This window comes from Actinomycetospora sp. ABD4_176, assembly GCF_056311855.1.
Genome location: NZ_CM149974.1, coordinates 4,418,466 through 4,440,412 on the forward strand (window position 1 = coordinate 4,418,466; position 21,947 = coordinate 4,440,412).

Below are 21,947 nucleotides of genomic sequence, written 5' to 3' on the forward strand. Positions count from 1 at the left end.
TCCGCCCCTATAGGGGCGGAAAGTGCTCACGTACTACGGGCGGCGGAACGGGACCGACGGGTCGCGGGCAGGGCGCTCGCCGCCGGCGGCGGTGAAGCGGTCGCGGGCCGCGCGGGCGGTCTCGCCGTCCTCGCGCAGCCCCGGGGCCATGGCGTCGCGCACGGGCGTGAGGAGCAGCTTGCGGTCGAGGTGCACGACGGACGTGAGCCGCAGGCGCGCCCGCATCCAGGCGCTGAGCCGCTCCTCGTCGGCCTTCGTCAGCACCACCTCGGCGGCCCAGGTCGGCGCGAGGGCGAGCTCGGCGAGCAGCAGCCCGGCCAGCGCGCGACGCAGCGGCGAGACCCCGGTGCGGTAGAGGTCCTGGCGCGTGACGCGGTTGCGCAGCATCGTGGCGTCGCCGACGTCGAGCAGGACGTGGCCGGCGTCGGTGGGGTGCGCCGGCCCCTCGACCGGCACGTCGGTGCCCCACCACGCGACGAGCCCCGCGTCCCGGCCCAGCGCCGCGACCGCCTCGTCGAGCGGCACCAGCGGCACGGACAGGGCGGCCACGACCTCCGGCACGGCCTCGTCGACGCTCACGACCGCCTCGCCCCCGCCGGGCGCAGCGACCCGGCCAGCACGACCGCGGCCACCGCCGCCACCGGCACCAGGACGAGGCCCGCGCCCACCGACACGCGGTCCGCGACCGCGCCGATGATCGGCGGGAACGCGAGGAACCCGAGCCGCGCGAGCCACCCGACCACCGCGATGCCGTCGCCGGGCCGCACCCCCGGCACCGAGCCGGCCGCCGCGAAACCGAGCGGGAAGATCGTCGCCACCCCGAGACCCGTCAGCGCGAACCCCGCCACCGCCCCCGCCGGGTGGGCCACCAGCAGCGCGCCGCTCATCGCCACCGCCGCCAGCGCCGCACCCGCCCGGGCGACGGCGACGGGGCCGAAGCGGTCGACGACCCGGTCGCCGGCCAGCCGCCCGAGCGTCATCGCGCTCTGGAACGCCACGAACGGCAGGCCGGCCACGAACGCCCCGCCGGCGAGGTCGTCGCGCACGTAGAGCGCGCCCCACGACATCGCGGAGTCCTCGATCCCGCCCGAGGCCACGAGCAGCGCCGACAGCGCGAGCAGCGGGCCGGCGGCGACGACCACCGCGCGCCAGGGCCCCTGCCGCGCCCCTCCGTCGGGGGCGTCCTCCGCCTGCTCCGCCTCGGGCTCCGGCCCGGGGAGGCACCAGCGCCACGCCAGCACCGAGACGACGACGAGCACCGCCGCCACGATCCCGAGGTGCACCGTCAGCGGCACCCCGAAGCCCGCCGCGGCCGCGCCGACCAGGCCCGCCCCGACCGCCGCCATGCTCCACACCGCGTGCAGCCCGTTGACGATCGAGCGCCCGTACCCGGTCTGCACGCGCAGCCCGTGGGCGTTCATCGCGGCGTCGGCCCAGGCGTCGGTCAGGCCGAGGACGAACAGCGCGGCGGCGAGCGCGATCCACGACGGGGCGAGGGCCACCGCGGGCAGCAGGACCGCGCCGGCGAGCCCGACGCCGGCCCCCGCCCGGCCGCTGCCCACCCGGGCGATGAGCGGGCCGGCGAGCACCCCGAAGACCAGTGCCGCCGCCGGGAACGCCGCGATCGCGGTGCCCAGCGCGGCGTTGGACAGGCCGAGGTCGTCCCGCAGGGTCGGGAACCGCGGGACGATGCTGGTGTACGTCGACCCGTTGACGACGAACATCGCGACGACCGCGATGCGCGCGCGGCGCAGGGTGGCGTCCGGACGGGTCAGGGGCTCCACGTCACCGACCGTCGGGCGACCTCGTGGATCTGGGCGACGGCGAGGTCGGAGAGCGGGTCGCCGAACGCCGACAGCAGGCGCGGCAGCTGGCCGACGCGAGTGACGGTGACGCCGCGGGGACGCCCGTGCCCGGACAGGATCGCGCCGACGACGGCGACGACCGGGTGCACCGCCGGCGGATCCAGCGTCTCCGTCGCGCCGGCGGCACGGGCGAGGGCGATCGACACGCGCTCGCCGACCTCGCGGCCGATCAGCCGCGGGCGCACGAGGTCCAGCTTCTCGCCGCCGCCCAGGTCGAGCGCCTCGTCCTCGATGGTGATCCGGCCGCCCGGCTTGTTCAGGACCTGGATGACGAACACGCCCGGCGGGCCGATGAGCACGTGGTCCAGCACGACCGTCTCGGTGGTGGGGCCCTCGGCGAACGCCATCGGCACGCTGTGCAGGATGCGCCAGCGCGCGCCCCGCCCGCGGCGCAGCGTCGGGGGGCGGGTGAGCTTGGCGACGGCCTCGGCGACGGCGTGCTGACCGTCGGCGTGCAGCCGGTGGGGCCGGTCGGCGTCGGGGCCCCGGGTCGCGCGCGCGGTCGCGGCCTCCTCGAGCACGCCGTGCCCGGGCCGGTGCAGGGCGAGGTCGTCGAAGCCCGGGTCCCAGCCGCCCTCCGGGGGCTCGACACCCGCGCCCAGCGCCGCCGGCTCCGCCTCGGCGGGCCCGATGGGCGGCAGCCCGTTCTGCCACAGCCAGGCGTTGGCCTCCTGGGCGAACCGCTCGCGGTACTCCGCGGGCACGTCGTGCGCGACCCGCGAGGTGAGGTCGAGGTGCCCGAGGGGGAGTCCGTCGGACGAGGTGACGTAGAGCCGGTCCGACCCGGGTCGGCGCTTGCGGCGGGCGGGCATCAGCCGGCCCGCCCGGCGCGGTCGAGCCAGTCCGAGATGCGCTCGTGCTCGGTGCCGGTCAGCCCGCGGATCCCGGTGACGACGGAGCGCTCGATGCCGCCGCCGAGCAGCGGGATCGCCGCGGTGACGTCCAGGTCGACCGAGAGCCGGCTGCCGTTCCCGGAGCCCTCGCCCACCACCGCCATCGTCCCCTCCGCGCTGATCGGCGTCCCCGGCACCCCGACGTGGGCCCGACCGTCGCACCGCTGCGGCGTGAGCCTCCACTCCTCGGTGCGCTCGATGACGAGCACCCCGGACAGCAGGCGCTCGACGACGGCCGGCACCTGCCCGGGCGGCACCGGCTGGCGCAGCACGACCCGCACGCGCCGCGCCCCGTCGGCGGGCGAGGTCCGGTCGAACGCGACGACCTCGATGCGCCCGGACCCGTCGACGTCGAGCTTGATGCGGTGGAACTCGGGGTCGGCGAGCGCGGCGGCGAAGGCGGGGACGCCGTAGGGGTAGGCGCGGCTCAACGCCAGCCGGGTGCTCACGTGGGGCGAGGGTAATCGCGGTCCGGACTTCGCTCAGAACGCGTAGCGGATCGTCAGCCACGGCGCGTGGCGGGCGACGAGCTCCCGGAACCGCGCGACGGCGCGGCGCTTGACGTCGACGCGGTAGCGCACGACGTCCCCACCGTGCTGGCTGCGCTTGGCCTCCTGTGCCTCGGGGCGCCACAGCACGTCCTCGGCCTGCGGGTGCCAGCCGAGGTTCACCTCGTGCAGCCCGGCGTGGTGGGTCAGCAGGATGACCTCGCAGGCGGCCTGGGCCCTGGCCCGCGCGGACAGGCGCCCGGTGAGCTCGTCGAGCAGCAGAGCCCACTCCGACTGCCAGCGCTCACGGAGCACGACGGGGGAGAAGTTGAGGTGCACCTCGTAGCCGGCGTCGACGAAGTCGTCGACCGCGGCGATGCGCTCGTCGATCGAGCTGGTGCGGATGTCGAGGAGCTTGGCGTCCCGCCGCGGCATGAGCGAGAACCGCACGCGGGTGCCGCCGCGCGGGTCGAGGGCGAGCAGGTCGCGGTTGACGTGCTTGGTCGCGAACGAGGCCTTGGCGCCGTCGAGGCGCGCGAACTGCGCGACGAGGTCGGCGACGTTGTCGCTGACGCGGGCGTCGACCGAGCAGTCGGAGTTCTCGCCGAGGTCGTAGACCCAGTCGACGGGGTCGCACTGGTTCGCTTCCGGCTTGGGCCCCTGCCTGGCGACGTGCCGGGCGACGGCGCGCTGGATCGCGTCGATGTTCGTGAAGACCGTGATCGGGTTGGCGTAGCCCTTGCGGCGCGGCACGTAGCAGTAGGCGCAGGCCATCGCACAACCGTTGGCGGTCGACGGCGCGATGAAGTCCGCGGAGCGCCCGTTCGGCCGGACCGTCAGCGACTTCTTCTCCCCGAGCACCAGGTGCTCGGCCTTGACCCGCACCCAGCGCGCGACGTTCTCCTCGTCCCCGTGCAGGTCGGGGATCGCCCAGTGCGAGTCGATCTCGACGACCTCGGCGTCCGGGAACCGCGCGAGCACCTCCTGGCCGCGCAGGGACGCGAGCGACGCCGGCTCGGCGTGGATCGTCGCGACCTCGAGGAGACTCACGGCTCCAGCGCGCCGATCAGCGCCCGCGCCCGCCCGCCGGCCCGGAACACCTCGACCGGCCGGCCGTCGCCCTCGCGGCGGGCGAGGTCGGCGAGCACCGGCGCGACGTGCTCGGGCCCGCCGAACTGGAACCCGACCTGGGTGGCGTACGCGCCGGCCGCCCCGCTCTTGGCGTCGAGCACGGCGCCGACGTCGACGGCGACGTCGGTGCCGTCGACCTCGGGCGCCCCGCGCGCGTCGGGGTGGCGCACCGCGTACGGCGTGTCCCGCCACCACGCGGTCCGGTCGGCGTCGGCCAGGTCGGCGACGACGGCCGTGACGACCTGGTGGTCGACGTGGTCGCCGACCGCCTGGGGCGCGAGGACGAGGTCGGCGCCCGCGAGGTGCTCGCGGATCGCGTCGCCCACCGCCCCGGCCACGTCGTCGCCGTCGCGGCGCCCCGCGAACAGCGCGGCGGGCGAGCCGTAGCCCCGGTGCGGGGCCTCGAGCAGCCCGAGGTGCGCGCCGCGCACGCCGAGGCGACCGAGCGCGGCGTCGTCCTCGGCGCGGCGCAGCGCCATGTAGTCGACCTCCGGCGCGAGGCCCTTGTCGGTCTGGCACGCGAGCGCGAACCCGGTCGGCGCGTCGACCGAGCCGGTGAAGACGGTGAGCACCAGGACGTCGTGGCCCGCGGCGGCCAGGCGTGCGAGCGTCCCGCCGGCGGAGAACACCGCGTCGTCGAGGTGGGGGCTGACGGCGACGACGCCGAGGGGACGGGAGCTCACACGTCCTCCCCGATGATCGAAGTACCGATACGGACACTCAACGTCAGCGACGGCACTCCGCTGACACTCACAGGAGGTGCGGCGCCGCCCGGAAGCGGCAGTCGGGGTCGACGGGGACGTCGTCGATCGCCGGCACTCCGACGTCGCGCACCTGGTCGTAGACGTCGGTGAGGCGGTGCGCGATCACCGGCCAGGACCAGCGCTCGCGGACCTCGTCGAGGGCCCGGCGGGCGAGCCCGACGCGCAGGTCGGTGTCGTCGAGGACCCGGGCGATCCCGTCGGCGAGGGCCGTCGGGTCCTTGGGCGCCACGAGCAGGCCGTTCTCGCCGTCGCGGACGCAGTCGCGCACGCCGACGACGTCGGTGGACACCACGGGCAGCCCGGTCGCCATGGCCTCGAGCACCGTGTTCGAGAAGCCCTCGGCGTAGGTCGGGCTGACGAACACGTCGCCGCGCCGGTAGACCTGGTGAGCGTTCTCGTAGGCGGTGTAGCCGAGCTGGGTGACGTGCTCGTCGAGCCCGAGCTCGGTGACCCGGTCGGCGACGGTGCCCGTGTCCGGGCCGATGCCCGACACCACGAGGTGCAGGCGCCGACCCCGGTCGAGCAGGTCGTCGACGGCATCGAGCAGGTCGAGCACGCCTTTCCGGGCGTCGACGCGGCCGTGGTAGAGCAGCACGGGCGGGTCGGACAGGGCCCCGGGCTCGCGGGCCGGGGTGAACCGCTCGGTGTCGGTGGCCCCGGAGACGACCGTCCAGCGGCCGGGGTCGACGCCGTGGCGCTGCGAGACCTCCGCGGCGAACGACGGCGACCCGATCACCAGCGCGGGGGCGTGCGCGAACACCGCGCGCACCAGGCTCTCGTGGGTCGCGCAGCACGTCCCCACCCAGTGCCCGTCGCCGCCCTGGACGCTGACCACCGCGGGCAGCCCGAGGTCGTGCGCGGCCCGCAGGACCGCGAGCCCGTTCGGGTAGGCGTACTGCGCGTGGAGCACGTCGAACGGCGCGCGGGCGTGCTCGTCGGCGACGGCGCGGCGCATCGTCTCGACGTCGGCCTCGAAGTCGGCCGGGCGCCCCTCGACGACCTCCTGCTCGCCGTGCGCCTCGAGCGCGACGACGTGCACGCCGGCGGGGACCCGCTCGGGCGGCGGCGGCCCGCCGCCGTAGACCGCGCGGCCGGCCTCGTCGCCGCGGTACTGCGAGATCAGCACGACGTCGTGGCCCTCGCGGACCAGGTGGCGCAGCAGGTTCTCGGCGTAGGCGCTCATGCCCGACACCGCGGGCCAGTAGCGGCGGGAGACGAAGCAGATCCTCACGCGCCGGCCTCCAGCTTCTTGATCGTCTCGAGGGCCGACGGCACGAGCGTGTCCGCGCGGTGCGAGTCCCGGGACAGCTCGAACGAGACGAGTCCCGGGTGCCCGACGGCGCGCAGCGCCCCGAGCACCGCCGGCAGGTCCATGTCGCCCTCGCCGGGCGCGCGGTGCTCGTGCACCCCGCGCGGCATGTCCTCGACCGCGACCGCGCCGAGCAGCGGCGCGAACTCGTGCACTGCGCCCTCGGGGGTCCAGCGCCCGGAGACGATGCAGTGCCCGGTGTCCAGGGCGAGGGTCACCTCGGGAACCTCGAGCGCCAGCCGCATCCAGTCGTCGCAGTCCTCGACGAGCATCCCGGGCTCGGGCTCCACGGCGCAGACGACCCGCTTCTCGCGGGCGTGGGCGACGACCTCGCGCACCCCGTCGAGCAGCCACGACCAGGCCTCGGCGTGGTCGAGCCCCGGCGCCGGCACCCCGGCCCAGAACGACACCGCCTCGCTGCCCAGGTCGGCCGCCACGCCGACGCAGGTGCGCAGGAAGGCGACCCGGCGCGCCCGCCCGTCGGGGTCGTCGGTGACGAGCGTCGGCTGGTGCTTGCGGCGCGGGTCGAGCAGGAACCGCGCGCCGGTCTCGACGACGCTGTCCAGCCCGAGCCCGCGCAGGCGGTCGGCCAGCGCGGCTGTCCGGCGCCCGAGCTCCGGGGCGAACGGGTCGTGGTGGGCGACGTCGAGGGTCAGGGCCACGCCGTCGTAGCCGCAGTCGGCGAGCAGCGCGAGCGCGTCGTCGAGACGGTGCGAGGTGAGCCCGTTGGTGTTGTAGGCGTAGCGCAACGCACGGGGGCCCGCGTGCGGGGAGGACTGCTCCGGACCGGACATCCCGGCCGAGGTACCACCGGAGACGCCGAGCAGAACCCACCGCTCGTCCGCCGCTCGTCGACGGCGTGACCTGTGATCCACCGAGCCGGGCGGTCGACAGGGCGCGGCCTGCGGTGGGTGCAGCATCTGCACGCACAAACAGTGATGTTGACCACAAGGGTCCCGGACGCGTTCAGTGACCTCCGCGCGACGGGCCGCGAGCGGCCGGTCGGAGCAGTCGCCGCGAGAGCCACCTGTCGGGAGGAGGCACCCATGTCGGAAGCGCGTCACGGTCGCGGCGTCGGCGGGGGTCGCTCCCTCAAGACCGCGGCCGAGGCGCTGGCGGCGCTGCGCTACCTGGGTGCCGCCGAGGACGGCGTCACGGCCGAGGCCCTCGGTGCGGAGCTCGGCAAGAGCACCGCCACCGCCCGGTACCTGCTGAACACCCTCTGCCAGGAGGGCTTCGCCGTCCGCGACCGGCAGACCGGTCGGGTCCGCCTCCCGGAGTCCCCGCCGTGGGGCGGGGCGTGGGGCGCGGTGTGGGACGGCGCGGAGGTCCCGCAGGACCTGACGCGCTACGAGCTGCCCGAGCGGCTCTCCGACGCGGTCACCGAGCTGTACTGGCGCACCCGCCAGCGCACCTACCTCGCGCGCTGGGAGGACGAGGACGCGACGGTGATCGTCGACGCCCGCGGCCACCAGGGCCTCGCGCGCATCCCCGACCTCGCCGAGCGCATCCCGCTCGCGTCGGCGCACGCGCTGGCGGTGACCAAGGCCCTGATCGCGTCGTCCGGCCCGCACGCCGCGGCGCTGCGCGAGCGCTCCGACCTCGCGGCGTTCACCGGCACCACGATCACGACCACGCCCGCCATCGAGCTGGAGCTCGAGCGGGTCCGCCGGCGCGGCTACGCGGTGGACCGCGAGGAGTACGCCGAGGGCTTCTGCTGCATCGGCGCGCCGATCTTCGCCCCGGACGGCCGGGTCGCCGCGAGCATCGCCATCTCGACGCCGGCGAAGCGCTTCGAGGTCGAGGCCGAGGAGCTCACCGGCGCCGTCCGCGACGTCGCCAGTACGGCCACGCGCGGCTGGCTGGACGCGGAGGCCGTCGCGGGTGGCCTGCCGCCGCCGCGCCCGGCCGACCCGGTGCCCCCCGGGCACTGACGCGGGCCGAGCACCGGCCGTGCCGCACCGGAACCCCACCGGCGGCGGCCACCACCACGGACCACGGCTGCGGAACCCCGTAGGCCGAGCTGGAACTCCACGAGGAGAAGAAATGAGCCGTCAGAGTTTGGCGAAGGCTCACCAGAAGATCCAGGAACTTTCCTGGGAGCCGGTGTACCACGAGCCGTACATGAAGTACGGGACGGACTACACCTTCCGCAAGGCGGCCAAGAAGGACCCGCTCAAGCAGGTCCTTCGGTCCTACTTCCCCATGCAGGAGGAGAAGGACAACCGCGTCTACGGAGCATCCGACGGTGCGATCCGCGGGAACATGTTCCGCCAGGTCCAGGAGCGGTGGCTGGAGTGGCAGAAGCTGTTCCTGTCGATCATCCCGCTGCCGGAGATCTCGGCCGCCCGGTCGATGCCGATGCTGTTCCAGGCGGTTCCGAACCCGGAGCTGCACAACGGCCAGGCGATCCAGATGATCGACGAGGTTCGGCACAGCACGATCCAGCAGAACCTCAAGCGGCTGTACATGAACAACTACATCGACCCGGCGGGGTTCAACAACACCCTCCGGAACTTCCACTCGGACTACTGCGGCACCATCGGCCGCCAGTTCGCCGAGGGGTTCATCACCGGTGACGCGATCACCGCGGCCAGCATCTACCTGACGATCGTCGCCGAGACGGCGTTCACGAACACCCTGTTCGTGGCCATGCCGGCCGAGGCGGCGGCGAACGGTGACTACCTGCTGCCCACGGTGTTCCACTCCGTGCAGTCCGACGAGTCGCGGCACATCTCGAACGGCTACGCCACCCTGCTGATGGCGCTGTCGGACGAGGACAACCGCCAGCTCCTCGAGCGCGACCTGCGCTACGCGTGGTGGAACAACCACCGCGTGGTGGACGCCGCCATCGGCACGTTCATCGAGTACGGCACCAAGGACCGCCGCAAGGACCGTGAGTCCTACGCGGAGATGTGGCGCCGCTGGATCTACGACGACTACTACCGGGCGTACCTGCTGCCGCTCGAGAAGTACGGCCTCGTGATCCCGCACGACCTGGTCGAGGAGTCCTGGAACCAGATCTGGAACAAGGGCTACGTCCACGAGGTCGCGCAGTTCTTCGCCACCGGGTGGCTCGCGAACTACTGGCGCATCGACGGCATGACCGACGAGGACTTCGAGTGGTTCGAGTACAAGTACCCGGGCTGGTACGACAAGTACGGCAAGTGGTGGGAGAACTACAACCGTCTGGCCAAGCCGAACGGCCACCACCCGATCGTCGCCGAGGACGTCGACTACGTGTACCCGCACCGGTGCTGGACCTGCATGGTCCCGTGCCTCGTGCGTGAGGACATGGTCGTCGACAAGGTGGACGGCCAGTGGCGGACGTACTGCCACGAGGCCTGCCGCTGGACGGACGCCGAGGCCTTCCGGCCCACGTACCAGGGTCGCGAGACCCCGAACATGGGCAAGCTCGTGGGGCACCGCGAGTGGGAGACGCTCTACCACGGCTGGAACTGGGCCGACGTGGTCTCCGACATGGGCTTCGTCCGCGACGACGGCAAGACCATGACGGCGCAGCCGCACCTCGATCTCGACCCGAAGAAGATGTGGACGCTCGACCACCTGCGGCGCATGCCGCACGTGGCCAGCCCCAACGTCATCCTCAACGAGATGAGCGACGCGGAGCGCGAGGCGTTCGTGGCGGACTACAACCGCCAGGGCCCGGCCGGCCGGCCGGCCGACGCGACCAGCTAGTCGCGACCGCACGACGGTGAGGTGAGAGGGAGGGCCGGGTCCGACCCGGCCCTCCCTCGATCCCTCACGCCCTCGTCCGGACGGGAGCCACCCCTCCCCGTCCGGATTCGGCCCTTCCCTCCCGAACGGAGAAGCCATCGATGGGTGACAAGCACCGGGTCCGCTTCGAACCGGTGGGCATCGAGATCGAGGTCGACGAGGACCAGACGATCCTGCGTGCCGCCTTCGAGCAGGGCGTGCAGCTCATGCACGGCTGCAAGGAAGGGCAGTGCGCCGCCTGCAAGTCCTTCGTCCTCGAGGGCGACATGGACGAGATCGAGCTCGACAAGTACTCGACCTTCGCCCTGCCCGACATGGAGCGCGAGGAGGGCCAGACCCTCCTGTGCCGCGCCCACGCCTACGACGACCTGGTCATCGAGCTCCTCAACTACGACGAGGAGATCATCCGCAGCGGCCTCCCGGTGCGGAAGGGCACCGTCGAGGTGCTCACCAACGAGGCCGTCACCCACGACATGCGCCACCTCGTGGTCAAGCAGGTCGCCGGCGAGGACATCAAGTTCTTCCCCGGCCAGTACATGGACCTCACGGTGCCCGACACCGGCGAGGTGCGGTCGTTCTCCATGGCGAACCTCCCGAACCGCGAGGGCGTGTTCGAGTTCGTCATCAAGATCTACCCGGACGGCGCCTTCTCGCAGTTCCTGGAGAAGAAGGTGGCGCCCGGTGACCGCATCGAGGTCGAGGGCCCGTTCGGGACCTGCACCCTCCGCGAGAACCGCACCTCCGACATCGTCTTCGTCGGCGGCGGCGCGGGCATGGCCCCGCTGCTCGGCCTGCTGCGGGCGCTCGCGGAGAAGGACGGCGAGCGCAAGGCGCGCCTCTACTACGGCGCGCGCACGAAGGCCGATCTCTGCTTCGAGGACGAACTGCGGGCGCTCGAGGAGAAGATCCCGGGCTTCCGCTACGTCCCCGCGCTCTCCGAGCACACCGGCGACGACTGGGACGGCGCGACCGGACTGATCACCGAGGTCGTCCGGGCGAACGAGCCGGGCCTGGAAGGGATGGATGCCTATGTGTGCGGGCCGCCGCCGATGGTGGATGCGGCGATCGCCCTGCTGACCCAGCGCGGAATGGACGAGCAGCACATCTACTTCGACAAGTTCACCACCACCGGAGAGCCGGAGGACGAGGGCTAACCCATGACAAGCACCGAAGAACGTCCAGAGCGGAGCGTTCCGAAGCCCGTCTTCACCGACGCGGAAGCGGGCGCCAAGGAGTTCCCCGACTCCGGGCCCTCGGCCCGGCGCTACAACTACTTCAAGCCGGCGAAGCGCAAGCAGACCCACTACGAGGACGTGACGGTCGAGGTCCAGCCGGACCCGCGCCACTACCTCTCCCAGGGCTGGATCTACGGCTTCGCGGACGGCTCGCGCGGCTACCCGCTGACCTGGACGAAGCTCAAGGCGTGGGGTGTGGACAACCCTGAGCCCGAGCGCGGCCCCGGGTCCGGCGGCAAGCACGTCGAGGACTGGCCGGCCCACGGGTGGCACGAGTTCCGCGATCCCAACGAGGAGTGGGAACTCACGATGTACCGGTACAACGCCAACGTTGTCCGGCAGGTGACCCAGAACGTCGAGAACGCCCGCAACGCGAAGGCGTTCGACCAGTGGACCCCGAACTGGGTGCGCTTCGTGGAGCGCAACGTCGGCGCCTGGATGCACATCGAGCACATCTTCGGCCTGTACGTCTTCGCGGCCTGCAACCGCTCCGGCCCGACGAACATGCACAACACGGCGATGGCCGTGAACAGCGAGCACAAGATCCGCTTCGCGCAGGACCTGGCCCTCTACAACCTGACCCTCACCGAGGAGATCGAGGGCTTCGACGGCTCGGCCCACATCGACGCGTGGAACAACGACGCCGAGTGGCAGGGCGTCCGGAAGGTCGTCGAGGAGATCACCGCCATCGAGGACGACTGGGGCGAGATGATCTTCGCCGCCAACATCGTCTTCGAGCCCCTGATCGGCGAGCTCTTCCGGTCCAACCTGGTCATGCAGGCGGCGGCCGGCAACGGCGACTACGTGACGCCGACGGTCATGGGCGCCGGCGAGTACGACTTCGCCCAGCGCGACCTGCGCTGGACCGTTGCGGCCTTCGCCCCCCTGACCCAGGACCGCGAGTTCGCGGACCACAACAAGGAGCTGTTCGACGGCTGGGTCGCCAAGTGGGTGCCGAAGTGCCTCGAGGCGGCCCGCACGATGCAGCCGCTCTGGTCGCAGCCCGACGCGAAGCCCCCGCGCTTCGAGGACGCCCTCGACCGCGCGAAGAACCGTTTCTCCGCGATCCTCACCGACCTCGGCCTCGAGACCCCGAAGGAGCTGAACCAGTGACCAAGAGTTTCAAGACGGCCGAGAGCCCGTTCAAGCAGGACAACACCGAGTCCGGCATGGCTGGCGTGACGCTGATGAACAACCAGGTCGGCGTCGTGGTGGCCGAGGTGATGGACCGCCAGGAGAACGTGACGGTCAAGCACCTCCCCTCGATGATCCGTGTCGACTGCGTGGGCCGCATGGACTTCGTGTACGCGGAGATCTCCGAGGCGCTCGGCGAGGAGCCCGACTTCTACAACGCCGCCGAGTTCGAGGAGAACATGTCGACCCACTACGGGAAGATGATCCACATGGATGACCGGACGATCATGTTCGGGAACCTCGAGGAGGCCGCCGAGTTCATCGGCGACATGCTCCCGCCGGTGGTGAACAAGTAGGACCGGTCGCCGGGTCGCCGTCCGCTGCGGGGGCACCGCGGGCGGCGACCCGGCACCATCTCCACCTTTCGCACTGATCGCCCCGTTCGCGCCCACGAGGAGAAGAGAGGCCGTACGAAGCCATGGCCAAGGAACTGCGATTCGGTCCCGACGCACGACGCGCGCTCCAGGCGGGGGTGGACCAGCTCGCCGAAGCCGTGAAGTCCACGCTCGGGCCCAAGGGGCGCAACGTCATCCTCGAGAAGATCACGGGCACACCGGAGGTCACGAACGACGGCGTGACGATCGCGCGGGAGATCTACCTGCGCGACCAGTTCGAGAACATGGGCGCGCAGGTCCTCAAGGAGGCTGCCGTCAAGACCAACGACGTGGTCGGCGACGGCACCACCACGTCGACCGTGCTCGCCCAGGCGATCGTCCGCGAGGGTCTCAAGGCCATCGGCCAGGGCGGCAACCCGGTGCTCGTCAAGCGCGGGATCGACGCCGCGGTCGCCCGGGTCGTCAACCACCTGGCCGCGGTCGCGCACCCCGTTGACGACGTCGAGGCGCTCGCACGCGTCGCGGCGATCTCGGCGAACGACGACGACGCGATCGGCCGCGTGGTCGCCGAGACCCTGCACACGGTCGGCGACGACGGCGTCATCACCGTCGACGACGGCCCGATGCTGGGCCTGCACGTCAACTTCGTCGAGGACTTCGAGTTCGACAACGGCTACGTCTCGCCCTACCTCGTCACCGACCCCGGCTCGATGCTCGCGGTCCTCGACGACCCGTACATCCTCTTCTCGGCCGAGAAGATCACCGACGTGCGCTCCCTCATGCCGGTGCTCGAGAGGATCATGCGCGACCCGCGGCCGCTCGTGATCGTCGCCGAGAAGGTCGAGGGCTCCGCCCTCCAGATGCTGGTGCACAACCACGTCAACGGGCACCTCAAGGTCACCGCGATCCAGGCCCCGGGCTTCGGCGAGAAGCGCGTGCACCTGCTCGAGGACATGGCCGCCCTGTGCGGGGGCAAGGTCCACTCGAAGGCGTCGGCGTTCTCGCTCGAGCAGATGGGGGCCGAGCACCTGGGTCGCGCCACGCAGGTGCGCGCCACCAGCGAGCAGACCGCGATCATCGGTGGCCTCGGCGACCCGGCGGGCCGGGAGCAGCGCCTCGCGCAGCTGCGGGCCGAGCTCGACCGCGCGACGATCGGCACCGACGAGGACTGGTTCTCCGAGCGCATCGCGCGGCTGTCCGGCAAGGCGGCGATCCTGCAGGTCGGCGCGCCGACGAACGCCGAGCTCAAGGAGGTCCGCCACCGCGTCGACGACTCGCTGCAGGCGACCCGCGCGGCCATGGCCGAGGGGATCGTCGCCGGCGGCGGCGCGGCGCTGCTGCACGCGGAGTCGGTGCTGGCCGAGCTCGACGGCCTCACCGGGGACGGCCGCATCGGGGCCGAGATCGTGCGCGCGGCCCTGTCGGAGCCGGCCAACCTCATCGCCACGAACGCGGGCTTCGAGGGCGGCGACGTCGTCAAGCAGACCCGCGACCTGGGTGTCGACGAGGGCTTCGACGCCCTCGAGGGCCGCTTCGGCAACATGGTCGAGCTCGGCATCATCGACCCGCTGCGGGTCGTGCGCTCCGCGCTCCAGAACGGCGCCTCGGTGGCCGGCCTGATCCTCACGACGAACTCGCTGGTCGCCGAGGAACAGACCCCCTGGAACAAGTCCCTCATGACAGAGTTCGGCCAGCTCGACGAGGGGCTGCCGCAGCCGGCGCCCGACTCGAGCACGCCGCAGTCGATGGGCCTCGGCCCGTCGATGGGGTGACAGCGCTGTGACCACCGAGAGGAGCTCGTCGTGAAGGCCGTTCGCGTCCACGGTTACCAGCAGGACCCCAGCCTCGACGACATCCCGGAGCCGAAGCTGCAGGGCCCGCTCGACGTCATCGTGAAGATCGGTGGCGCGGGGGTGTGCCGGACGGATTTGCACATCGTCAACGGGGACTGGAAGGACATCCAGAACCCGGACCTGCCCTACGTCATCGGCCACGAGAACGCCGGCTGGGTGCACGAGGTCGGCGACGCCGTCACCAACGTCAGCGTCGGCGACACCGTCATCCTGCACCCGCAGCCCTCCTGCGGGCTCTGCCTCGCCTGCCGCGCAGGGCGGGACATGCAGTGCACGGGGAACGCGTTCTTCCCCGGCCTGTCCAACAACGACGGCGGGATGGCCGAGTACCTGCGGACCACCGCCCGGGCCTGCGTGAAGCTCAACCCGGACACCAACCCCGCCGACGTCGCCGCACTCGCCGACGCGGGCATCACGGCCTACCACGCCGTGCGCAAGGCCGTCCCGTACCTGTACCCGGGCACCTCGGCGGTCGTCATCGGGGCCGGCGGCCTCGGCCACATCGGGATCCAGGCCCTGGCGGCGCTGACCGCGACGAAGATCATCGTGGTCGACAAGAACAAGGACGCCCTCGACCTGGCGAAGCGGATCGGCGCCGACGAGACGGTCCTCGCCGACGGCAACCAGGTGGGCGAGGTCCAGGAGCTGACTGGTGGCGGCGCCACCGTCGTCTTCGACTTCGTCGCCGAGCAGGGCGTCGAGCTCGAGGCCTGGCAGATGACCGGGCCCGCCGGTTACCAGTTCGTCCTGGGGTACGGCGGACAGTTCCAGGCCCCGACGCTCGATTTCGTCGCCGGGGAGAAGAACGTCATCGGCAACATCGTCGGGACGTACAACGACCTCGCCGAGCTCATGGTCCTGGCCCAGGCCGGCAAGGTCACGCTCCACACCCAGCAGTACCCGCTCGACAACGCCCTCGACGCCCTGCACGACCTGGACGCGGTGAAGGTGCGCGGCCGGGCGATCCTCGTCCCGTAGGAAGGACACCACCACATGTACGAGAAGGACGGCGAGAAGTACTTCATCGTCGATTCCCACATGCACTACTGGGACGCGTCGCCCGAGAACTGGGTGCAGGGCGCGGAGCAGTACGCCAAGGGCTGGATCGAGTGCTTCCACGCCTACCAGGGACTCGGCCCGGCCGACACGCACCAGCCCCTCGAGGAGTTCCAGAAGGTCTCCGAGGAGCAGCTGATGCGCGAGGAGTTCGAGGAGGGCCACGTCGACGTCGCGATCTTCCAGTCGACGTACCTGCGCGAGTGGTACAAGGAGGGCTTCAACACCACCGAGCGCAACGGCTACCTCGCCGAGAAGTACCCGGGCAAGTTCATCCTCAACACGCGCTTCGACCCCCGTGACGGGGACGCGGGCATGCGCGAGTTCGAGGACAACGTGCGCAAGTACGGCTGCACCGGGGCGAAGGTCTACACCGCGGAGTGGAACGGCGACTCCCGGGGCTTCAAGCTCACCGACCCGGAGGCCTACCGCTTCCTGCAGCGCGCCGAGGAGCTCGGCGTCAAGAACATCCACGTCCACAAGGGCCCGACGATCTGGCCGCTGGACAAGGACGCCTTCGACGTCTCCGACGTCGACCACGCCGCCACCGACTTCCAGGGCCTGAACTTCATCGTCGAGCACGTGGGCCTGCCGCGCATCGAGGACTTCTGCTTCATGGCGACGCAGGAGCCCAACGTGTACGCGGGCCTGTCGGTGGTCATCGGCGGCCTCATGCACGCCCGTCCCAAGTTCTTCGCCAAGGTCATGGGCGAGCTGCTGTTCTGGGTCGGCGAGGACAAGATGACCTTCGGCTCGGACTACAACATCTGGGAACCGAAGTGGCAGATCGAGGGCTTCGTCGACTGGACGATGCCCGACGACGACCAGTTCGCGGACTACCCGCGCCTGGACACCAACGGCAAGAAGAAGATCCTCGGGCTCAACGCGGCGAAGCTCTACGGCATCGACGTGCCGGCCGAGTGCCAGATCAGCGAGGGGCAGCCGGCCGCGCCGGACGCCGCCGAGCTCGTCGAGGACCGGTCGGTGGCCCAGGCATGACCGTCGTCTCCGACACCCCGGCCACCCTGCTGGCCGGGGTGTGGGAGGCGCTGCGCACGGTGCGCGACCCCGAGCTCGACACCGACGTGGTGAGCCTCGACTTCGTGGCCGACTGCTCGGTCGACGAGGACGGGATCGCGCACGTGCGCCTGCGCCTGCCCACCTACTTCTGCGCCCCGAACTTCGCGTTCCTCATGGTCGCCGACGCGTGGGACGCCGTGTCGCAGGTGCCGGGTCTCGCCGACGTCGACGTCGAGCTCATCGACCACTTCGCGTCCGACGCCATCAACGCCGGCGTCGCGGCGCGGGCCGGCTTCGTGCGCTCGATGGCGGGCAGCGAGGTCGGCGAGGCCGTCGACGAGCTGCACGACCTGCGGCGCACGTTCACCGAGCGGGCCATGATGGCCGGCACCGACCTCGTCGTCCGTCCCCTGGTCCGCGGGGGCACCACGCCCGAGCAGATCGCGGCGATGACCCTGGGCGACGCCCCGGACGGTCCCGACCTGCACCGCCTGCGCGCCCGGCGCCGCGAGCTCGGCATCCCCGACGGCGACGACGCGCCGCTGGTCGTCGACCCGGTGGGCCGCACCGTCGGCGTCGACGCCCTGCCGCTGCACCTGCGCAAGGCGCGCTCGTACCAGGTCGGCGTCGACGCGAACACCAGCATCTGCCGCGGCCAGCTCGCCGCCCGCTACGGGCTGTAGAGCACGGTCCGGCCCGGTTCGAGAGGAGCTGTACGCAATGAGCGCGCCCAGCGAGACCCCCCGCACCGTCCGTCGGATCGGGTCACCCGCGGCCGCGGCGCTGGCCGACCTCGCCGCGATCTTCGACGACCTGCAGACCGTGCTGCTGTGCTGCGAGCGCCTGGTGACGCAGCTGAGCGTCCCGGAACCGGACCCGGTCGTCATCGAGTCGCTCTGGACGACGGCCCTGCTGTCCTACAGCCGCTGCTTCGCGCCCGGCGGGCGCGGCATGGGCCTCACCGAGGCCGACGTGACCGGGCTGCAGCTCGAGGGCGAGGTGCTCGGCTGGCACCAGATGCTGCGACAGCTCAAGAAGCACTACGCCGACCCCGCCACCAACCCGCGCGAGACGTTCGAGGTCGGCGTGGCCGTCGGTGACGGCGTGCCCCAGGGCGTCGCGATCACGTCCACCCGCCAGTCGCTGCCCGACACGATCTCGGTGCACCAGACCGGCGCGATCGCCTACCAGCTCAGCCAGCTCGTCGACCAGCGCATCGCCGAGCACCAGGGCACGGTGCTCGAGGGGGCCCGCAGCCTGAGCCCGTCGGAGCTGGAGACGCTGGACGAGGTCGAGCTCACCGACGCCCCGGAGGGTGACGCGTGATCGAGAAGTACAACCCCTGGACCGTGGTCAACGTCGTGTTCAACCACCTCGCCGAGCAGGGGCTGCACCCGGTGCTGGGGGAGTCCGGCGACCCGTCGGCGGCGGCGTCGCAGCTGCTGGAGACGCTGGGGATCACGCCCGGCGACCCGTCGTGGGGCGAGGGGCAGGACGCCGAGCGCGTGCGCGACGACCTCGCCCGCATCCGGGCGGCGTTCGACACGGCCGACACCGCCGACCACCGCCGGGACTGACCGTGACCACGATGCGCGTCGCGCGCCTCGTCGTGCACAGGATGACCCGCGAGCCGCTCGCGCTGCTCGTCGAGGAGAGCAGTGACGGGAGCGGGGACCGGTGCCTGGTCGTGTCGGTGCGCGGGCCGCAGGCCGAGATCATCGACCGCGGGCCGCGGCCGGCCGAGCCGTCCGACGACGACCGGCTCACCCAGGACCTCCTCGGCGAGCTCGCCGTCCTCGTCGGCCGGCGCCTCGACCACGGCGCGATCACCGACCTCGTGGACGACCGCTTCCGGGCCGAGCTCGTCCTCGACGACGGGTCCCGGCTGCCGGCGCGCCCCAGCGACGTGCTCGCGGTCGCGGTGCGCGAGGCGCTGCCCATCGAGGTGGCCGACGCGGTGCTCGACGCGGTCGGCCAGTCGTTCAGCGAGCTCGGCGGCGACCGGCCGGAGCCCGCGCGCGAGGCCGCCGAGCAGGTGGCCGAGCTGCGGGCGTTCCTCGACGGGGCCACCGCGCAGGACTTCGGGCGGCCGCCCGACGGCGGGGAGGGGCGCTGAGCCACAGTGTGCGGCGGGCGCCGACCGGACGGTGGCCGGCCGTCGGACCGGCGCTGACCTGCTGTGACCTGCTCTGACCTGCACATCCGTCTCGATCCGAGACACGAGAAGACCCCTGCGGGAGCCGCTCGGGCCGTACGATGCCGTGTTACCCATCACGTCGTGCGTGGTGGTCGATGGCGAGGTGGCCCATGGACGGACGCGCCCAGAGCGCTCTCGGTCGTGCGCGTGAGTTCTTCGTCGACCGGGGCTCCGTGAGCGCCTCCGGCATCGTCCGGCCCGAGATCGTCGACTCCTGGGAGCGCTCGCGGCGCGCCGGGGTCGACGCGACCCAGCTGGACCTCCCCTACGAGCCCGACCTGGACTTCGACGGCAGCCTGTCCAACTGCGCGCGCCCGGTGCTCGACGACCTCGCCGAGCGGCTGTCGGGCATGTCCGTGGCCGTGGTGCTCACCGACGCCGACGGGCGGGTGCTCGAGCGCCGGGTCGGCGAGGGCGAGCTCCAGCGCCGCCTCGACGCGATCTCGCTGGCGCCCGGGTTCAGCTACGCCGAGGAGTTCGCCGGCACCAACGGCGTCGGCACCTCGCTCGAGGGCGCGATCCCGGCGCTGGTCGTCGGTGCCGAGCACTTCAGCGAGCGCCTGCAGGCCTTCGCGTGCGCGGGTGCGCCGGTGCGCGGCCCGGACGGCGCGCTCGCCGGCATCCTCGACGTCACGTGCCTGCGCTCCGAGGCCAACGACCTCATGCGCTTCCTCGCCCAGCAGGCCGCCACCGACATCGAGGACGTGCTGCGAGAGCGCGGCGGGGTCGGCGTCCGGCGGGTCATGGCCGCGTTCCGCGCCACGTGCGCGCGCACCCGCGGGCCGGTGCTCGCGCTGACCGACGACCTCGTCATGGCCAACCGCGCCGCCCGCGCGCTCTCCCCGCTCGACCAGGACCGGGTGACGATGCGTGCGCTCGAGCTGGGCGAGACCGCGCGCCCCCACCAGGACCGCGTGCTGCTGGCCGACGGCCCGGCGCGCCTGATGATCACCCCGGTGCCCGCGGAGCGGCCGGTGGGGGTGGTCGTCGAGGTGGTGCCCAGCCGCAGCAGCCTGCGTCTCGCCGGGCGCGAGGACCCCTCCCCGACGGATCTGCCGCACCTGCCGTCACCGCCGGGCACCGAGCTGCCGGGCCCGTCGTCGCCGGTGTCGACGTGGGCGCCGCCCGCGCCGGCGGCGGACCGTCCGCTGCCCGGCCTGCCGGGCGACTCGCGGCCGTGGCGCTCGGTCGCCGCCGCGCTGCGCACCGCGGCGTCGGCCGCCCGCAGCACCGTCGTGCTCGGGGAGCCCGGCACGGGCAAGACCGCGGCGGTGCGCGCCGTGCACGGCGAGACCCGGCCCGGCGCGCGGTGGGTCGCGATCGACGGCACCGACCCGGATGCCGCGGTCACGCTCGCCGGCTACGCGGCGGAGGCGTCGACGGACGAGCCGGGGCGGGTCACGGTGGTCGTGCGGCACACCGAGGCGCTCGACGCGGCCGGCGCGGGAGCGCTGACCGCGCTGCTCGGCGAGATCCCGTCGACGTGGTGGGTGGTCGGGCTGATCACCGCGGAGCGCGCGCCCGAGGAGGGTCCGGTCAGCGGGGTGCTCGGCGGGTTCGCGACGTCGGTGCTGGTCGAGCCGCTGCGCCGCCGCCCCGACGACGTTCCGGTCATCGCGGCCGCGGTGCTCGCCCGCCTCGCGCCGTCCCGCCGCGCCCGCTGCACGCCCGAGACCGCGGCGCTGCTCGTCGGCGCCCGCTGGCCCGGCAACGTCACCCAGCTCACCGGGGTGCTTCGCCGGGCGCTCGCCGCGCGCCCGGCCGGCGACATCGAGCCCGGCGACCTGCCCGCCGAGTTCGCGAGCGGCACCCGCCGGCGCCTCACCCCGCTCGAGACCGCCGAGCGCGACCTCATCGTGTCCGCCCTGCTCGAGGCGGGCGGCAACCGCAAGCAGGCCGCCGCGGCGCTCGGGATCGGGCGGGCGACGCTCTACCGGCGACTGCGGGCGTTCGGGATCAGCGACGTGGGCCGCTGACCAGCGGCTCGTCCACCGGGGCCGGCCCCGCCGGGGCCTCCACCGGCAGGGCGGGCACCGGGCGCGCGCCGACCTCGCCGGCCCACTGCGCGCTCGCGCGCCGGGCCACCGCGCGTACCGCGTCGACGAGCTCGTCCTCGTCGAGGGCGAGCCGCCGCGCCGAGCAGGACAGCCCCAGCGCCACCGTCACGGCGCCCGACGGCGAGACGACCGGGGCGGCGACGGTGGCGAAGCCCTCGGCGAACTCCTCGCGGTCGAGCGCGACCTCGTCGCGGCGGACGGCGTCGAGCTCGGCGCGCAGCGCGGCGAGATCGGTGACGGTCGCGGGCGTCAGCGCCGGCGGCCGCCCCTCCTCGACGACGACCTCGCGGTACGCCGCCGACGTCGCGAGCAGCACCTTGGTCATCGCGAGGGCGTGGGCGTGGGCCGGCGGCACGTGGTCACCCAGACCCGGGTGCTTGGCGAGGCCCTGGTGGCCGCGCGAGTCGGTGACCGACGCGACCACGGTGCCCGTGCGGCGCACCAGATAGGAGCGCTGGCGGGTGCGCCGGTAGAGCTCGGTGGTGGCCTCGGCGAGCACGGCGCCGGGGTCCGGGTCGCCGGGGACGGGGCTCGGAGGCGCGGCGGCCGCGCCCCAGTGGCCCCAGGGCGGCGCGTCGGAGAGCCGGCACCGGCCCGACGCCGCGCGCTCGGCGTAGCCGGCCTCGCACAAGGTGTTGATCATGTAGCGGGCGGTCGCGGCGCTCTTGCCGAGCTCCTCGGCGAGGTCCGCGGCGCACAGGCCCTCCGGGTGGTCCCCGAGCAGGCGCAGCGCGCGCAGGACCGTCGCCGCGGTCTTCAGCGACCGCGACCCACCGCCCCCGGGCACCACGTCGTCGTCCACACCACGAGAC

The 21,947-nt window shown here is 72.9% G+C and carries 22 protein-coding genes; 13 read left to right on the forward strand and 9 right to left on the reverse strand.

Annotation, left to right across the window (positions count from 1 at the left end; translation table 11 throughout):
• Nucleotides 1–33 precede the first annotated feature (33 nt).
• From ACYX4T_RS21330 to ACYX4T_RS21365, 8 genes are all read right to left on the reverse strand, one after another.
• Nucleotides 34–579, reverse strand: coding sequence for a GIY-YIG nuclease family protein (locus ACYX4T_RS21330; RefSeq protein WP_476011265.1), 546 nt, complete (start codon nucleotides 577–579; stop codon nucleotides 34–36).
• Nucleotides 576–1,784 carry an MFS transporter gene (locus ACYX4T_RS21335; protein ID WP_476011266.1) on the reverse strand — a complete coding sequence of 403 codons (1,209 nt, stop codon included), beginning with the start codon at nucleotides 1,782–1,784 and terminating at the stop codon, nucleotides 576–578. The genes ACYX4T_RS21330 and ACYX4T_RS21335 overlap by 4 nt, the downstream gene beginning before the upstream one ends.
• Nucleotides 1,772–2,677 carry a nuclease-related domain-containing protein gene (locus ACYX4T_RS21340; protein WP_476011267.1) on the reverse strand — a complete coding sequence of 302 codons (906 nt, stop codon included), beginning with the start codon at nucleotides 2,675–2,677 and terminating at the stop codon, nucleotides 1,772–1,774. Before ACYX4T_RS21340 ends, ACYX4T_RS21335 begins: the two co-directional genes overlap by 13 nt.
• On the reverse strand, nucleotides 2,677–3,207 hold the full coding sequence (locus ACYX4T_RS21345; RefSeq protein ID WP_476011268.1) for a DUF2505 domain-containing protein: 531 nt from the start codon (nucleotides 3,205–3,207) through the stop codon (nucleotides 2,677–2,679). The genes ACYX4T_RS21340 and ACYX4T_RS21345 overlap by 1 nt, the downstream gene beginning before the upstream one ends.
• 33 nt (nucleotides 3,208–3,240) lie before the next feature.
• A complete protein-coding gene (locus tag ACYX4T_RS21350; protein WP_476011269.1) occupies nucleotides 3,241–4,296 on the reverse strand; it encodes a spore photoproduct lyase family protein in 1,056 nt (351 codons plus the stop codon).
• The gene (locus ACYX4T_RS21355) at nucleotides 4,293–5,060 is read right to left on the reverse strand and encodes a PIG-L deacetylase family protein (RefSeq protein WP_476011270.1); all 768 of its coding nucleotides are present in this window, start codon (nucleotides 5,058–5,060) and stop codon (nucleotides 4,293–4,295) included. Before ACYX4T_RS21355 ends, ACYX4T_RS21350 begins: the two co-directional genes overlap by 4 nt.
• Before the next feature lie 67 nt (nucleotides 5,061–5,127).
• Nucleotides 5,128–6,372 carry a glycosyltransferase family 4 protein gene (locus ACYX4T_RS21360; protein ID WP_476011271.1) on the reverse strand — a complete coding sequence of 415 codons (1,245 nt, stop codon included), beginning with the start codon at nucleotides 6,370–6,372 and terminating at the stop codon, nucleotides 5,128–5,130.
• Nucleotides 6,369–7,244: a sugar phosphate isomerase/epimerase family protein gene (locus ACYX4T_RS21365; protein WP_476011272.1), complete on the reverse strand. Its 876-nt coding sequence runs from the start codon at nucleotides 7,242–7,244 to the stop codon at nucleotides 6,369–6,371. The genes ACYX4T_RS21360 and ACYX4T_RS21365 overlap by 4 nt, the downstream gene beginning before the upstream one ends.
• Nucleotides 7,245–7,496: 252 nt before the next feature.
• Here ACYX4T_RS21365 and ACYX4T_RS21370 point away from each other — a divergent pair, with 252 nt between their 5' ends.
• The 13 genes from ACYX4T_RS21370 (at nucleotide 7,497) to ACYX4T_RS21430 (ending at nucleotide 21,054) form a co-directional block, all read left to right on the forward strand.
• Nucleotides 7,497–8,384 (forward strand): IclR family transcriptional regulator, encoded by an 888-nt coding sequence (locus ACYX4T_RS21370; RefSeq protein ID WP_476011273.1) that lies wholly within the window; start codon nucleotides 7,497–7,499, stop codon nucleotides 8,382–8,384.
• 112 nt (nucleotides 8,385–8,496) lie between these two features.
• Complete coding sequence (locus ACYX4T_RS21375; protein WP_274200309.1) at nucleotides 8,497–10,149, forward strand: ferritin family protein; 1,653 nt, start codon at nucleotides 8,497–8,499, stop codon at nucleotides 10,147–10,149.
• 140 nt (nucleotides 10,150–10,289) lie between these two features.
• On the forward strand, nucleotides 10,290–11,342 hold the full coding sequence (locus ACYX4T_RS21380; protein WP_476011274.1) for an FAD-binding oxidoreductase: 1,053 nt from the start codon (nucleotides 10,290–10,292) through the stop codon (nucleotides 11,340–11,342).
• A 3-nt stretch (nucleotides 11,343–11,345) separates the two neighbouring features.
• Nucleotides 11,346–12,536: a ferritin family protein gene (locus ACYX4T_RS21385; protein ID WP_476011275.1), complete on the forward strand. Its 1,191-nt coding sequence runs from the start codon at nucleotides 11,346–11,348 to the stop codon at nucleotides 12,534–12,536.
• A 56-nt stretch (nucleotides 12,537–12,592) separates the two neighbouring features.
• Entirely contained in the window at nucleotides 12,593–12,913 is a 321-nt protein-coding gene (locus ACYX4T_RS21390; protein WP_476015336.1) for an MmoB/DmpM family protein, read from the forward strand.
• Between the two features lie 122 nt (nucleotides 12,914–13,035).
• The gene (gene groL / locus ACYX4T_RS21395; protein ID WP_476011276.1) at nucleotides 13,036–14,724 is read left to right on the forward strand and encodes a chaperonin GroEL; all 1,689 of its coding nucleotides are present in this window, start codon (nucleotides 13,036–13,038) and stop codon (nucleotides 14,722–14,724) included.
• Nucleotides 14,725–14,754: 30 nt separating this feature from the next.
• Nucleotides 14,755–15,783 (forward strand): NAD(P)-dependent alcohol dehydrogenase, encoded by a 1,029-nt coding sequence (locus tag ACYX4T_RS21400; protein ID WP_476011277.1) that lies wholly within the window; start codon nucleotides 14,755–14,757, stop codon nucleotides 15,781–15,783.
• A 15-nt stretch (nucleotides 15,784–15,798) separates the two neighbouring features.
• Nucleotides 15,799–16,860: an amidohydrolase family protein gene (locus tag ACYX4T_RS21405; protein ID WP_476011278.1), complete on the forward strand. Its 1,062-nt coding sequence runs from the start codon at nucleotides 15,799–15,801 to the stop codon at nucleotides 16,858–16,860.
• Entirely contained in the window at nucleotides 16,857–17,564 is a 708-nt protein-coding gene (locus ACYX4T_RS21410; RefSeq protein ID WP_476011279.1) for a metal-sulfur cluster assembly factor, read from the forward strand. Before ACYX4T_RS21405 ends, ACYX4T_RS21410 begins: the two co-directional genes overlap by 4 nt.
• A gap of 37 nt (nucleotides 17,565–17,601) precedes the next feature.
• The gene (locus tag ACYX4T_RS21415; RefSeq protein ID WP_476011280.1) at nucleotides 17,602–18,207 is read left to right on the forward strand and encodes a hypothetical protein; all 606 of its coding nucleotides are present in this window, start codon (nucleotides 17,602–17,604) and stop codon (nucleotides 18,205–18,207) included.
• Complete coding sequence (locus tag ACYX4T_RS21420) at nucleotides 18,204–18,458, forward strand: hypothetical protein (RefSeq protein ID WP_476011281.1); 255 nt, start codon at nucleotides 18,204–18,206, stop codon at nucleotides 18,456–18,458. Before ACYX4T_RS21415 ends, ACYX4T_RS21420 begins: the two co-directional genes overlap by 4 nt.
• An 11-nt stretch (nucleotides 18,459–18,469) precedes the next feature.
• A complete protein-coding gene (locus tag ACYX4T_RS21425) occupies nucleotides 18,470–18,997 on the forward strand; it encodes a bifunctional nuclease family protein (protein WP_476015337.1) in 528 nt (175 codons plus the stop codon).
• A 191-nt stretch (nucleotides 18,998–19,188) separates the two neighbouring features.
• Complete coding sequence (locus ACYX4T_RS21430) at nucleotides 19,189–21,054, forward strand: sigma-54-dependent Fis family transcriptional regulator (protein ID WP_476011282.1); 1,866 nt, start codon at nucleotides 19,189–19,191, stop codon at nucleotides 21,052–21,054.
• Here the strand turns inward: ACYX4T_RS21430 and ACYX4T_RS21435 are convergent.
• Entirely contained in the window at nucleotides 21,035–21,937 is a 903-nt protein-coding gene (locus tag ACYX4T_RS21435) for an IclR family transcriptional regulator (RefSeq protein WP_476011283.1), read from the reverse strand. The genes ACYX4T_RS21430 and ACYX4T_RS21435 overlap by 20 nt on opposite strands.
• Nucleotides 21,938–21,947 lie beyond the last annotated feature (10 nt).